The 13032-nt window shown below is 59.3% G+C and carries 12 protein-coding genes; 1 reads left to right on the top strand and 11 read right to left on the bottom strand.

From position 1 onward, the window contains the following. Positions 1-24: 24 nt before the first annotated feature. Both mutS and LRM19_RS14580 read right to left on the bottom strand, forming a co-directional pair. Complete coding sequence (gene mutS, locus LRM19_RS14585; RefSeq protein ID WP_271369217.1) at positions 25-2586, bottom strand: DNA mismatch repair protein MutS; 2562 nt, start codon at positions 2584-2586, stop codon at positions 25-27. Between the two features lie 113 nt (positions 2587-2699). Next, positions 2700-2930: a SymE family type I addiction module toxin gene (locus tag LRM19_RS14580; RefSeq protein WP_045908493.1), complete on the bottom strand. Its 231-nt coding sequence runs from the start codon at positions 2928-2930 to the stop codon at positions 2700-2702. Positions 2931-3105: 175 nt separating this feature from the next. On the opposite strand from LRM19_RS14580, the gene LRM19_RS14575 reads away from it, so the two are divergent. After that, on the top strand, positions 3106-3450 hold the full coding sequence (locus tag LRM19_RS14575) for a nitrous oxide-stimulated promoter family protein (RefSeq protein WP_111965467.1): 345 nt from the start codon (positions 3106-3108) through the stop codon (positions 3448-3450). Between the two features lie 5 nt (positions 3451-3455). On the opposite strand, the gene LRM19_RS14570 is transcribed toward LRM19_RS14575, so the two are convergent. The 9 genes from LRM19_RS14570 to hypB all read right to left on the bottom strand — a co-directional run bounded on the left by LRM19_RS14570 (position 3456) and on the right by hypB (position 13029). After that, positions 3456-4676 (bottom strand): MDR family MFS transporter, encoded by a 1221-nt coding sequence (locus LRM19_RS14570; RefSeq protein WP_127732136.1) that lies wholly within the window; start codon positions 4674-4676, stop codon positions 3456-3458. Between the two features lie 16 nt (positions 4677-4692). After that, complete coding sequence (locus LRM19_RS14565; RefSeq protein WP_111965469.1) at positions 4693-5454, bottom strand: ABC transporter ATP-binding protein; 762 nt, start codon at positions 5452-5454, stop codon at positions 4693-4695. Beyond that, a complete protein-coding gene (locus LRM19_RS14560; protein WP_111965470.1) occupies positions 5454-6491 on the bottom strand; it encodes a FecCD family ABC transporter permease in 1038 nt (345 codons plus the stop codon). Before LRM19_RS14560 ends, LRM19_RS14565 begins: the two co-directional genes overlap by 1 nt. Beyond that, positions 6491-7489: an ABC transporter substrate-binding protein gene (locus LRM19_RS14555; RefSeq protein ID WP_115876159.1), complete on the bottom strand. Its 999-nt coding sequence runs from the start codon at positions 7487-7489 to the stop codon at positions 6491-6493. The genes LRM19_RS14560 and LRM19_RS14555 overlap by 1 nt, the downstream gene beginning before the upstream one ends. Positions 7490-7642: 153 nt before the next feature. Beyond that, complete coding sequence (gene flhA / locus LRM19_RS14550; RefSeq protein WP_115876158.1) at positions 7643-9715, bottom strand: formate hydrogenlyase transcriptional activator FlhA; 2073 nt, start codon at positions 9713-9715, stop codon at positions 7643-7645. Positions 9716-9771: 56 nt separating this feature from the next. Beyond that, positions 9772-10782: a hydrogenase expression/formation protein HypE gene (gene hypE / locus LRM19_RS14545; RefSeq protein ID WP_271369216.1), complete on the bottom strand. Its 1011-nt coding sequence runs from the start codon at positions 10780-10782 to the stop codon at positions 9772-9774. Further along, a complete protein-coding gene (hypD, locus tag LRM19_RS14540; protein ID WP_271369215.1) occupies positions 10779-11900 on the bottom strand; it encodes a hydrogenase formation protein HypD in 1122 nt (373 codons plus the stop codon). Before hypD ends, hypE begins: the two co-directional genes overlap by 4 nt. A gap of 2 nt (positions 11901-11902) precedes the next feature. After that, positions 11903-12175 carry a HypC/HybG/HupF family hydrogenase formation chaperone gene (locus tag LRM19_RS14535; RefSeq protein WP_111965475.1) on the bottom strand — a complete coding sequence of 91 codons (273 nt, stop codon included), beginning with the start codon at positions 12173-12175 and terminating at the stop codon, positions 11903-11905. Continuing rightward, a complete protein-coding gene (gene hypB, locus LRM19_RS14530; protein WP_149366655.1) occupies positions 12166-13029 on the bottom strand; it encodes a hydrogenase nickel incorporation protein HypB in 864 nt (287 codons plus the stop codon). The genes LRM19_RS14535 and hypB overlap by 10 nt, the downstream gene beginning before the upstream one ends. Positions 13030-13032: the final 3 nt, after the last annotated feature.

Genomic DNA, 13032 nt, shown 5'->3' with positions numbered 1-13032 from the left:
CCACCGGGCAAAGACCGCAGAAAACTAAACCAGACTCTTCAGGCGATAAATCCACTCCAGCGCCTGACGCGGCGTCAGTGAATCCGGATCGAGGTTTTCCAGCGCTTCCACAGCAGGCGATGTCTCTTCCGCCGGTACCAGCAGCGACATCTGCGTACCGTCAATCTGCGTCGCCGCCGCATTCGGTGACAGGCTTTCCAGCTCACGCAGTTTCTGACGCGCACGCTTTATCACCTCTTTCGGTACGCCGGCCAGCGCCGCAACGGCCAGACCATAGCTCTTGCTTGCCGCGCCATCCTGCACCGTGTGCATAAAGGCGATGGTGTCGCCGTGCTCCAGCGCATCAAGGTGGACGTTAGCCACGCCTTCCATTTTCTCCGGCAGCTGCGTCAGCTCGAAGTAGTGGGTGGCGAACAGCGTCATGGCCTTGATTTTATTCGCGAGGCTTTCCGCACAGGCCCATGCCAGCGACAGACCATCGTAGGTTGACGTTCCGCGTCCGACTTCGTCCATCAGCACCAGGCTGTGCTCCGTCGCGTTATGCAGAATGTTTGCCGTTTCAGTCATTTCGACCATGAAGGTTGAGCGACCGCTCGCCAGATCGTCCGCAGCTCCGACACGGGTAAATATGCGGTCGATGGGGCCAATCTCCACGTTTTGCGCCGGAACGTAGCTGCCGATATAGGCAAGCAGGGCAATCAGCGCCGTCTGACGCATATAGGTACTCTTACCGCCCATGTTCGGACCGGTAATGATCAGCATTCTTCTCTGCGGCGACAGGCTCAGCGGGTTGGCGATGAACGGTTCGTTCAGCACCTGCTCGACCACCGGGTGACGGCCTTCAGTGATGCGAATGCCGGGCTTGTCGGTAAAGGTCGGGCAGGTGTAGTTCAGCGTTTCCGCACGCTCTGCGAGGTTCACCAGCACGTCCAGTTCCGCCAGCGCGCTGGCGCTCAGCTGCAGGTCGGCCAGGTGCGGCATCAGCATATCAAACAGCTCTTCATACAGCTGTTTTTCCAGCGCCAGGGCTTTCCCTTTCGAGGTGAGGACTTTGTCCTCGTACTCTTTCAGCTCGGGAATGATGTAGCGTTCAGCGTTTTTCAACGTCTGGCGGCGCACGTAGTGAATCGGTGCCAGGTGGCTCTGCCCGCGGCTGATTTGAATGTAGTAACCGTGAACCGCGTTATACCCCACTTTCAGGGTGTCGAGCCCAAGACGCTCGCGCTCGCGGATCTCCAGCTTATCGAGGTAGTCCGTCGCGCCATCGGCCAGCGCGCGCCATTCGTCCAGCTCCTCGTTGTAGCCCGGAGCAATCACGCCGCCATCACGCACCAGAACCGGAGGCGCATCGATAATGGCGCGCTCCAGCAGCTCGCGGAGTTCGGTAAATTCACCCATGGTTTCGCGGAGTTTCTGTACCGGCGCGCTGTCAACGTCGCTCAGCTGCGCACGAAGTTCCGGCAGCTGCTGGAAAGCATGACGCATCCGTGCGAGATCGCGCGGTCGTGCCGTGCGCAGCGCCAGACGGGCCAGGATACGTTCCAGATCCCCCACCTGACGCAGGACCGGCTGCAGCTCGGTATAGCGATCCTGCAGGGCGGCAATCGTCTGCTGACGGCAAACCAGCGTAGCGGTATCGCGAATCGGCATATGCAGCCAGCGTTTCAGCATACGGCTGCCCATTGGCGTGACCGTATTGTCGAGGACCGACGCCAGCGTATTTTCTACGCCGCCCGCGAGGTTCTGCGTGATCTCCAGATTACGGCGAGTGGCGGCATCCATGATGATGCTGTCCTGCTGGCGCTCCATGGTGATAGAGCGGATATGCGGCAGGGCGGTGCGCTGGGTATCTTTAACGTACTGCAGGAGGCAGCCTGCCGCACACAGCCCGCGCGGGGCATTTTCAACGCCAAAGCCAATCAGATCGCGGGTGCCAAACTGCAGATTCAGCTGCTGGCGCGCGGTATCAATTTCGAATTCCCACAGCGGACGGCGGCGCAACCCGCGACGACATTCAATCAGCGCCATTTCGGCGAAATCTTCGGCGTAGAGCAATTCTGCCGGGTTGGTGCGCTGCAGTTCGGCAGCCATCGTTTCACGATCGGCCGGTTCACTCAGACGAAAACGCCCGGAGCTGATGTCCAGCGTCGCGTAGCCAAACCCTTTGCCGTCCTGCCACAGCGCGGCCAGCAGGTTGTCCTGGCGTTCCTGAAGCAGGGCTTCATCACTGATGGTGCCAGGCGTGACGATGCGCACGACCTTGCGTTCCACCGGACCTTTTGAGGTCGCGGGGTCGCCGATCTGTTCGCAGATGGCGACAGACTCACCCTGATTCACCAGTTTCGCCAGGTAGTTTTCTACCGCGTGGTGCGGAATACCTGCCATCGGGATGGGTTCACCTGCCGATGCGCCACGTTTGGTCAGCGAGATGTCGAGCAGTTGCGATGCGCGTTTGGCATCGTCATAAAACAGCTCGTAAAAATCGCCCATACGGTAAAACAGCAGGATTTCCGGATGCTGTGCCTTCAGCTTCAGATACTGCTGCATCATCGGCGTATGTGCGTCGAAATTGTCGAGTGTGCTCATGGAGTTATGATGTCCATTTCTTTGAATATAAACCGTTTTGAGCGGCTCAGAGGCCGTTTGTTCCTTCTATTGTCGCATGAAAAAAAGGTACGGCGCAGAAAAATGTCGTCGCTTTACGAGGCATCTTCCGACATTAACTCAATGACTATTTTTCCATGCTCGACGCCCACTCGAACCCTGGAGTGGGTGGTAAACCCAGCCTGTTCAAGCCAGTCTCCTTTTAAGCTCAGCGCCGCATGCACGCTGTAGCGCTTCGGTATCTTGGTATTGCGGTCTTCATGGCGCTTTCTGAAATATCCCACTGTTAAATGGCGATAGGGTTTGTTGATAGCGAGTTCTTGCATAGGGTCTCCCGACAACACGGATAAAAGTCATCACTAATGCCTGTATAAAATACCAGTGATTGCCGGGCGGTGCAGGGATAAAACTGGAATCAGGCTTCAGAAAACCGCATGCAACAACTGAAATCCCGCATTGAAAGGTGTATTATTTTTGCACTTTATTGTTTGGTAAGTCGCTATGTCCGGTAAACGAATTTCTCGCGAAAAAGAGACCATCGCGAAAATGATCGCGCTGTATCAGAAGCAGTGTCCTCAGGCCTCTGTGGAAGACGGGCACTATCAGGCGCTGAATGCCTATGCCGATAAGCGCCTGGATAAGTGCGTTTTTGGTGAGGAAAAGCCTGCCTGTAAGCAATGTCCGGTCCACTGCTACCAGCCTGCAAAACGCGAAGAGATGAAGCTGATTATGCGCTGGGCAGGCCCGCGTATGTTATGGCGTCACCCCATTCTGACCGTCCGCCATCTGATTGATGACCGTCGTCCCGTGCCGGAGCTGCCGGAAAAGTATCGTCCGAAAAAGTGACCGGTTCAGCTTCTGAGCGGGCGGCAAATAACGTTCAGGGCCAGCGCGCTGCAGAGTGGGAAAAGAGCCAGCAGCAGCCAGGGATACATCGCCTGCGTTGAGGGTACCAGCGCGCGATCCAGCAGGCTACCAAACAACAAGTTTCCTGCCAGTACCGCGATGCCGCCAGCGGTGGCGAGTGCGCCATAGTGCGCCCCCAGCGTGGACTCCTCGGCAAACCTCGGGATCAGATCCTTTGCCGAGGGTACCAGCAGCATCTGCCCCAGCGTCAGCAGCGTCACGAAACAGACTGACGGCAGCAGGCGCAGCCAGCCCTCTGGCGGTGCCGTCGACGCAAATATTGCCACGCTTGCAAAGGCGGCGGAGAGCAGCAAAAAGCCCACCGGCAAGATCCTCACCGCGCCCACGCGCCGGGCGAAACGCGCCAGCGGCAGCTGTAAGGTGATGATCAGAACGGAGGCCAGCATAAAAAGCGGGCCGAGATCTTTCTCGTTACCGCCAGAGCGCTGGATCTCTACCGGCAGCGCCAGATAGAGCTGGTTATAGCTTAAAAGCCACGAACTGTAGGCAATAATAAATGCGACAAAGCGGGGCTGGCGGAACGTCGTCCACCAGGGAACGAGCTTCAGCGTCCGCGCGGCGTGGCGTGACGCGGGCAGGCAAAAGTAGAGAACCACCAGCGCAACGAGAAAGACCCCCGCGCCCGCCAGCGCCACCTGACGAAAGCCCAGGCCGGTTAGCAGGGCGCCGGCGACCGGGCCCAGTACGGCACCGAGTTCCCCGCAAACCGCAAAGAGCGCGAACCACTCCGCCCGGCTTCGTTTACCTTTCGCCTCGCTGTGCGTGCCCGCTTTCGCCAGCAATGCCTCAATAGACGGAGAAAACAGCGCGCCGCCAATGCCTGTCAGACACGCGCCCAGAATAATCGGCCACAGCGATTCCCCGAGGGCCAGCAGCAGATAACCTGAAACACGAACAATACAGCCGCTCAGGATAATCACTTTCGCGCCAAACCGGTCCGAGAGGGCACCACCGACGATAAACATCCCCTGTTGCGAGAACGTGCGCAGGCCGAGGATCAGCCCGATCAGCCCGCCGGAGAGCAGCATGTCGTCGCGCAGGAATATCGCCAGGAAGGGAACAACGGCGTAAAAGCCAATGTTAAAAACAAACTGGCTACCCAGTAAAACGGGCGGCCAGAGCATGGTGGCAGGGCGAAGGGGCATCGTTGGTCACTCGCCCCTAAACGATAAAATGAATGTGCTTTTTGCCATGGAACGGTGAGATCTCGATTTTGGTTTTGACCCGGAAGACGTCCCAGAGCAACGACTCGGATAAGATATCCTGCGGTGTCCCCGTCGCCACAATTTGCCCTTTCTGCATGACTATCAGCGAGTCGCAGAACATCGAGGCGTGGTTGAGATCGTGTATAGCGACAATGCTGGTGACCGGTAATTCGCTGATCAACTGCATCAGCTGCATCTGATGATGAATGTCCAGGTGGTTGGTCGGTTCATCCAGCAGGATTTCCGTCGGGGTCTGGGCCAGCGCGCGGGCAATGTGGACGCGCTGGCGCTCGCCGCCGGAGAGGCTCAGCCAGCCCTGGTCGCTTTTATCCAGCATATCCACGCGCTGCAGAGCGGCGGTGACGGTCTCGTCATCGTGCGTGCTCCAGTTGGAAAAGGCGGAGTGGTGCGGAATACGCCCAAGTTTCACCACGTCGCGCACGCGCATATTGGCGTCCGTCATACCGTGCTGCTCGACAAAGGCCACCCGTCGCGCCAGCTGCTTTTTGGCGATGCTGCAGATGTCCTGACCGTCCAGGGTAACGCGGCCAGCATCCGGGCGACGCAGACCCGCGAGGATACGTAAAAGAGACGATTTACCGCAGCCGTTAGGGCCAAGCAGCCCTACCGTTTCGCCCCGTGACACCTTCAGCGAGACGTCATTAACGATGACTTTTTTGCCGACCTTCCAGGTAATATTTTCCGCGCAGATGCTCATCACTTATTCCTTGAACGGTAGATAATCACGGCAAAGAAGGGGACGCCAACCAGCGCGGTGACCACGCCGACGGGCAGGCTTTGCGGCGCAATCAGCATGCGTGAGGCAATGTCTGCCAGCACCATCAGGATCGCGCCTGCCAGCGCGCTGGCAATCAGCAGCGTGCGGTGCAGCGGCCCGAACAGGAAGCGCATGACGTGCGGCACCACCAGCCCGACAAAGCCGATTGACCCCGCCATGCTGACGATGGTCGCGGTGATAAGTGCGGTAGTGGTAAAGAGCGCCAGGCGCACCCAGGGAACAGCAATGCCAAGCGACGCCGCGGCGTCGTCACCGAACGTAAAGGCATCCAGCGCACGGGAATAGTAGAGGCAAATGGCTAATCCAATCAGCACCACGACAAGTGCCAGCTGGAACTCGGGCCAGCGTACGCCGCTGAAGCTGCCCAGCAGCCAGAACATCACGTCGCGCGCCTGCTGGGCGCTGGCGGAGGTGCTGATGGTATAGGCGGTAATGGCGTTGAAAAGCTGCGAGGCGGCAACGCCTGCCAGAATAGTACGTTCATTCCCGCCGCGCGCGCCGTTCGTCAGAAATGCGACAAACGCAAACGCGGCGAACGCCCCGGCAAAGGCCCCGGCAGAGAGCGACACCGCACCGGTGCCGATCCCCAATACGACAACAGAAACCGCCCCGGTCGACGCGCCCGCGGACACGCCGAGCACGTAGGGTTCCGCCAGCGCGTTCTTCAGCAGGCTCTGCAATACGGCACCACAGATGGCCAGCCCCGCGCCGCAGCAGGCCGCAACCAGCGCGCGGCTCAGGCGAAAGTCCCAGATCACGCTCTCATAGATACGAGTGAGCGGAATATCGGTGAGCCCCATTTTATTGCTGATAGCGTAAAACACGTTATCCAGCGGGATGGACAGTTCGCCGACGCTGACGCTCAGCGCGATAACCAGAAATAGCAGGACGAAGGCGAGCAAACACGAGGTCGTCAGAACCAGGCTCTGCCGGGCCTGAAGAACGGCGGTGGTCATCAGTTCAGCCCCAGCTTTCTGAGCTGTTCGCCGACCTGCTCAGCCCCGTAAATCGTGCGAATCGTCGGGTTCATGGCCTGACCGTCCATCACCACGATATGACCTTTTTTCACCGCGTCCAGCTGGCTGACGGCCGGATCGCTTTTCAGGAATTTGATTTTCTCTTCCGCGTTATCCAGCGCCCAGCGGTTGCGATCGAGGCTGGACACCACAATGACATCCGGATTGGCGGCAATAATGCTCTCCCAACCCACGGTTGGCCATTCGGTCTCGGAGGTGATGGCGTTATGGCCGCCCATCAGGCTCGCAATAAACCCGGAGGGGCTATTTTTACCGCCGACGTAGGCGTCCGCAGAGGGGGAGGAGCTGGAGAACCAGAAGACAAACGAGAGGTCTTTTTTGCTCTTGCCGAATTCCTTACGCAGGTCGGCCTCTCGTTTTTTGAAATCGGCAATCACGGCCTGACCGCGGTCTTCAACGTTAAATATTTTGGCGAAGTCCTCAATCTCCTGATAGAGATACGTCATATCCCACAGCTTCTGGCGGCTGCCGTACATATCGCCGGTGGCTTTTTTGGTCGCGCACATGCCCGGCGACACGTAGCTGTTCACGCCCAGAGTCATCAGATCGTCGCGTTTTGCGACCTTGCTTTCCGGCCCCAGCAGCAGTGGCGTCTGGGCGGGGACAAAGTCGGGATTTTGCGCAAGCACGGATTCAAGGGTAGGGATTTCGACCGTCAGGGTTTTGATTTTTGCGTTCTGTTCAGCGAGCTGCGGCAACACTTTCGTCGGCCAGAAGGCGCTGGCCTTCACCTTATCTTCCAGCCCCAGCAGGAGCAATATTTCGACGGTGTTCTGGCCCAGGGCCACGACGCGTTCCGGCGCTTTGGTGAATGTCTCTTTATAGCCACAGTTTTCAATCGTCAGAGGATATGTGGTTGCCAGAGCAGAACTGACCGACGCAACCGCCAGGCCTAACGCGCAGATGACCTTCTTCATGAAACGCTACCCTTCATTAAAATTATTTTTGATGCAAATGAAACTCATTATTAAGGCGGAATTTTATACAGAGGAAACGATTTTGTGTCAATGAGGGACAATCGCGCAGGGTAACAAAAGGCGGTGTCAGAAAAACACCGCCGGAATAAGGCCTTAAATGAGGCTCTCTTTATCAATACCGAGACGCTTCATGCGCGACAGCAGGGTGGTGCGTTTTAACCCCAGGCGCTGGGCGGCACCTTTCGGCCCGGCGACCACGCCGTTGGTCTCTTTGAGTACGCGCATAATGAGCTGATATTCATCTTCTCCCTCTTTCGCCGTCTCGGCGGCGGGCACGCTCACGTCAGGCAGCGTAACTTCAGGAAGGGAGAGCTGCAGCACATTGCCGCGCGTCAGCAGCACCGCGCGTTCAATGACGTTTTCCAACTCGCGCACGTTGCCGGGCCATTCCATCGATGAAAGGGTACGCAACGTCTCGGCAGGAATGCTGTCGATGTTTCGCCCCATCCGGCGCGCGATCTTCGCGGTAAAGGCTTTAACCAGCAGGGGGATATCTTCCGGGCGCTCGCGCAGCGGCGGCAGGAAGATCGGGAAGACGTTCAGGCGATAGTAGAGATCGCTGCGAAACTCGCGGTCGGCGACCATTTTTTTCAGGTCGCGGTTGGTGGCGGCAATCAGCCGCACGTCGGTCTGGATAAGCTTGTTGCTGCCCAGGCGCTCAAACTCCTGCTCCTGCAGGACGCGCAGCAGTTTCGGCTGTAGCTCCAGCGGCATATCGCCCACTTCGTCAAGGAACAGCGAGCTTTTGTCTGCCAGCTCAAAACGGCCCAGCCGCTGGCTGCTGGCCCCGGTGAAGGCACCCCGTTCGTGGCCGAACAGATCGCTTTCCAGCAGCCCTGCGGGCATCGCCGCGCAGTTCATCTTCACCATCCGACGGCTGTTGCGGTTGCTCAGGTTATGGATGGCGCGGGCAATCAGCTCTTTACCCGTACCGGTTTCGCCCAGGATCAGCACCGTGCTGTCGCTTTGCGCCACCATCTCAACCTGCTTGAGCACGCTGTACATGGCGTCGCTGCGCCCGATGATTTCACCAAACTCGCTGTCCACGTTGTTGAGCTGTTCGGTCAGGGCCAGGTTTTCATCCACCAGCCGCTCTTTCAGACGGTGGATCTCCTGATAGGCAAGCGCGTTATCGAGCGCGATGGAGATACGCTCGGCGATCTGACGCAGCAGCTTCAGGTTGGCGGTGGTGAACACGCCTTCCTCGCACTGTGCCAGCTTCAGCACGCCCAGCATGGTGTTGCCGGACATCAGGGGCAGCAGGCACAGGGTCTGGATTTTGTTGCCCCAGGTGTTGAACAGCATCCGCTCGTACGGCGCGACCGGATCCTGCTCGTTGAGGTTGATCAGGAGGATCTCTTTGCTTTTGAAGACCCGTTCAGAAAGAGTGCCCGCTTCATCCACTTCGCTCTGCTCGTGCGCCGGGTTGGCTTCATCAAGATAATGCGTGGAGTAGATGTTCAGCTTGCCCTTGCGATGCCCGCGAAGCGCAATGCTGATGGCATCGATTTTGAAATAGTGGTGGATCTCTTTCGAGACTTCGCTGACCAGCTCATCCATGTCCAGGCGGGAGAGTACGGCGTTGGTGATGGCGACCAGAATGCGGAAGTTGTCGCGTTCGCGGCTGAGCAGGTCGTAATCCACGTTATTCGTCACTCGGCTTTGGATCTGCTCCGCGACGACGGCCACTATCTGGGTAAAGGTGTGCAGGCGCTCGTATTCCGCCTCGCTCCAGGGCTGGTCGGTCGTGCGGATAAACTCGCATCCGCCAAAAATCTGGCCCTCTGCAGCCAGCGGCAGCATGCAGTAATGCCCGAACGGCTGATAGAGGTTGCTCTCCGCGAGCCGCGGCCACGCCTGTTGAAATTCCGCAAAGTTGCAGTGCAGCACTTCAGGTCTGGAGAGAATGCGGCGCACCGGGCCATGCGCGAGATACGTTTCGTCTTCGTATTCAAACGTTTTGCCATTATCACGCGTTGAGAAGTAGCTCGCGCGCTGCGTTCCGCTATGCCAGAGCACAATCGCGGCGCTGTCCGCCAGCGCTGATTGCCTGACCAGCCGCGTCAGGGCATCGCTCAGCGCGCCGAGATCGGGTTGCTGTAAAAGTGTGCGCGTAATGTCAAACAGACCCTGCTGTCCAAGATCGCTCATCGGTGTATACGGCATAGTGCTTTCCAGTAGAAACGAGCAAAAAAATCCATGCTGGCCGCTTGTGGCGCGGCCTAGCAAATACGGGGTAAGGGTTCAGCGTGCGGCAGATCCAGCGTGCGCTTCACGCCATAAAGTCCGGTCAGGCGCACCCCTTTGCGCTCAACCACTTCACCAATCATCGCCGCCTCTTTTCCTGACGGATGAGCCTGCAGCTGTTCAAGAACAGCTTGTGCCGCGGCCCGTTCAACGCCAATCACCAGCTTGCCTTCGTTTGCAAAGTTGAGCGGGTCCAGACCCAGCAGTTCGCAAAGCCCGCGAACGGCGGGCTTAACGGGCAGGCTGCGCTCGGTGAGTTCAATCCCGTACCCGCAGCTTGCCGCAAACTCGTGAACCACGGCGTTGACACCGCCTCGCGTGGCGTCACGCAGGGCCTTCACGCCGGGAATACCGCGCAGCGTCTGAATCAGCGGGGTGAGTACCGCGCAGTCGCTGCGCAGTTCGCCGTCCAGCCCCAGGCCTTCGCGCAGGTTCAGGATGGTCGCCCCGTGGCAGCCCAGCGTGCCGGTCACGATCAGCACGTCGCCCACGCTGAGGCGCTGCGCGCCCCAGTGAATATCGGGGGGGATCGCGCCCATTCCGGCGGTGTTGATAAACAGCTTGTCGGCCGCGCCGCGCTGCACCACTTTGGTGTCGCCGGTGACGATAGCTATCCCCGCCTCGCGCGCGGTCTGCGCCATGCTGTTGACCACGGCCGCGAGCATCTCCATCGGTAAGCCCTCTTCGAGGATAAACCCGCAGGAGAGGTAGCGCGGAACGGCGCCGCTGACGGCCACGTCGTTTGCCGTGCCGCAGACGGCAAGCTTGCCGATATCGCCGCCCGGGAAGAACAGCGGGTCTATCACGTAGCTGTCGGTGGAGAAGGCCAGCCTGTCGCCCTGGGCGGTGAGGGTGGCGAGGTCAATGCGCGCCTGGTCTTCCTGTTCGGCGAGCCAGGGGTTGTTAAAGGCCTCCATAAACAGCCGGTTAATCAGCTGCTGCATCGCCTGTCCGCCGCTGCCGTGCGCCATTTCAACCGTATTCATGCTTCACTCTCCTGGTTGCGATACTGATACCACGCGGCACACGCCCCTTCGGAGGAGACCATCAGCGCGCCAAAGGCGGTTTGCGGGTTACAGGTATTGCCAAATAACGGACACTGATGCGGTTTGCATTTGCCGGTGAGCACCTCGCCGCAGCGGGCACGGGGATCGTCGCAAACCTGCTGCGGCTGCGGGCGGAAATGCGCTTCGGCGTCGAACGCGCGATAGGCTGGCGTCAGGCGCACGCCGGATTCAGCAATCAGCCCCATGCCGCGCCATTCGCTGTCGCCCTCAACGCTAAACACGTCGGCTATCGCCTGCTGCGCTCGTTCATTTCCCGCATCCGGCACCACGCGGCGGTACTGATTTTCCACGGTACTCAGGGACGCTATTTTCTGCTCAACCAGCATGGTGACACCTTGCAGTAGATCAAGTGGTTCGAAACCAGCGACCACTAACGGACGATTGTACTGTTCAGCGATAAAACCGTAGGCGTCTGTGCCAATCACCATGCTGACGTGGCCCGGTGCCAGAAAGGCGTCAATGCCGTTGCCTGGCTCTTCCAGCAGGCTGCGCAGGGTGGGGATGAGCGTAATGTGTTGGCAGAAGAAGAAAAAGTTATCGACGCCGCGCGCTTTCGCCTGCTGCAGCGTGATGGCGGTGGCGGGCATGGTGGTTTCAAACCCCAGGCCAAAAAACACCACCTTGCGCGCGGGGTTATCCGCTGCCAGCGTCAGGGCATCCATCGGCGAATAGACGATCCGGATGTCTGCGCCGCGCGCTTTCGCCTGCAGCAGCGAACCATTTTTCCCCGGCACGCGCATCGCGTCGCCAAAGGTGCAGAAAATGACGTCGGGCTGGCTGGCAATTTCAATACAGCTGTCGATGCGCCCCATCGGCAGCACGCAGACCGGACAGCCGGGGCCGTGGATAAACTCAATGTTTTCCGGCAACAGCTGGTCGAGGCCAAATTTGAAGATGGCGTGCGTGTGCCCGCCGCACACCTCCATGATCCGCAGCGGCCTTTCTTTCGTGTAGTCCAGCCGCGCTGCGCGCGTTTTCAGGTGGCCGATAAGCTGCAGCACCTGCTCCGGCGCGCGGTATTCATCAACGTAACGCATGATTATCGCTCCTCGCCGTACAGCAGCGCGCCCACGTCAGGCTCCACGTCGAACATATTTTGCAGGGCGTCGAGCGTGTCGCGGGCTTCCGCTTCGTTAATCACGCTCATGGCAAACCCCACGTGGACCAGCACCCACTGGCCGAGACGCGATGCGCCGCTCTCATCGGTGGTGCCCACCAGCGTCAGGTCGACGTCGCGCAGGATGCCGCAGACCTCGACTTTGGCCTGATTACCGTCGATGGCGTGAATTTGTCCCGGTACGCCTATGCACATCGTTCGCTCTCCAGCCAGCGTAACCAGCCGTCCATGCCGTCGCCGCGCGTGGCGGAGACCAGCAGGATCTCAATATCCGGATTCACGTCGCGGGCATACGCCACGCACTTATCCACGTCGAAATTCAGGTACGGCAGCAGGTCGACTTTGTTCAGCAGCATGATGGACGCGGCGGCAAACATGTGCGGGTACTTCAGCGGTTTATCTTCGCCTTCGGTCACCGAAAGCACCGCAACCTTGTGTCGTTCGCCAAGATCGAAGCTCGCCGGGCAGACCAGGTTGCCGACGTTTTCAATAAACAGGATGCCGTTATCCGCCAGCGGCAGGCGCGGGGCAGCGTCGGCAATCATCTGCGCATCGAGGTGGCAGCCTTTACCGGTGTTGACCTGAATCGCCGGGGTGCCGGTTTCGCGAATGCGCGCCGCATCGTTAACGGTTTGCTGGTCGCCTTCGATCACCGCGCAGGAGACAAGCCCGTTCAGGCGCTTGAGCGTTTCGGTCAGTAGCGTGGTTTTGCCGGATCCGGGGCTGGAGACAAGGTTCAGCGCCAGCTGTTTGCGGGTGGCAAAGCGGGCGCGGTTGCGGGTGGCGATCTGGTTATTCTTGTCCAGCACGTTGATTTCCACCTCCAGCATCTGGCGCTGGCTCATGCCCGGCGCGTGGGTGCCCGCTTCGCCGTGGCCGTAATGCAGGTCGCCCGCATCGGAGCGTTGCGGCGCAAAGGTAATGCCGGTCAGGGCTGCCGCAGGGCGCGGTGCGGGGGAAAAGGGCGCGGAGCGAAACGCGGAGTGGGGGCGGTGTTCATCCCCTTCTATATACAGGTTGCCTTCGGCGCAACCGCAGGTACTACACATACT

This window comes from Enterobacter sp. PI-10 (genome assembly GCF_027947695.1).
In the GTDB taxonomy this organism is placed as follows: Bacteria; Pseudomonadota; Gammaproteobacteria; order Enterobacterales; family Enterobacteriaceae; genus Enterobacter; species Enterobacter vonholyi.
This window is presented reverse-complemented; position numbering and strand designations above follow the sequence as displayed.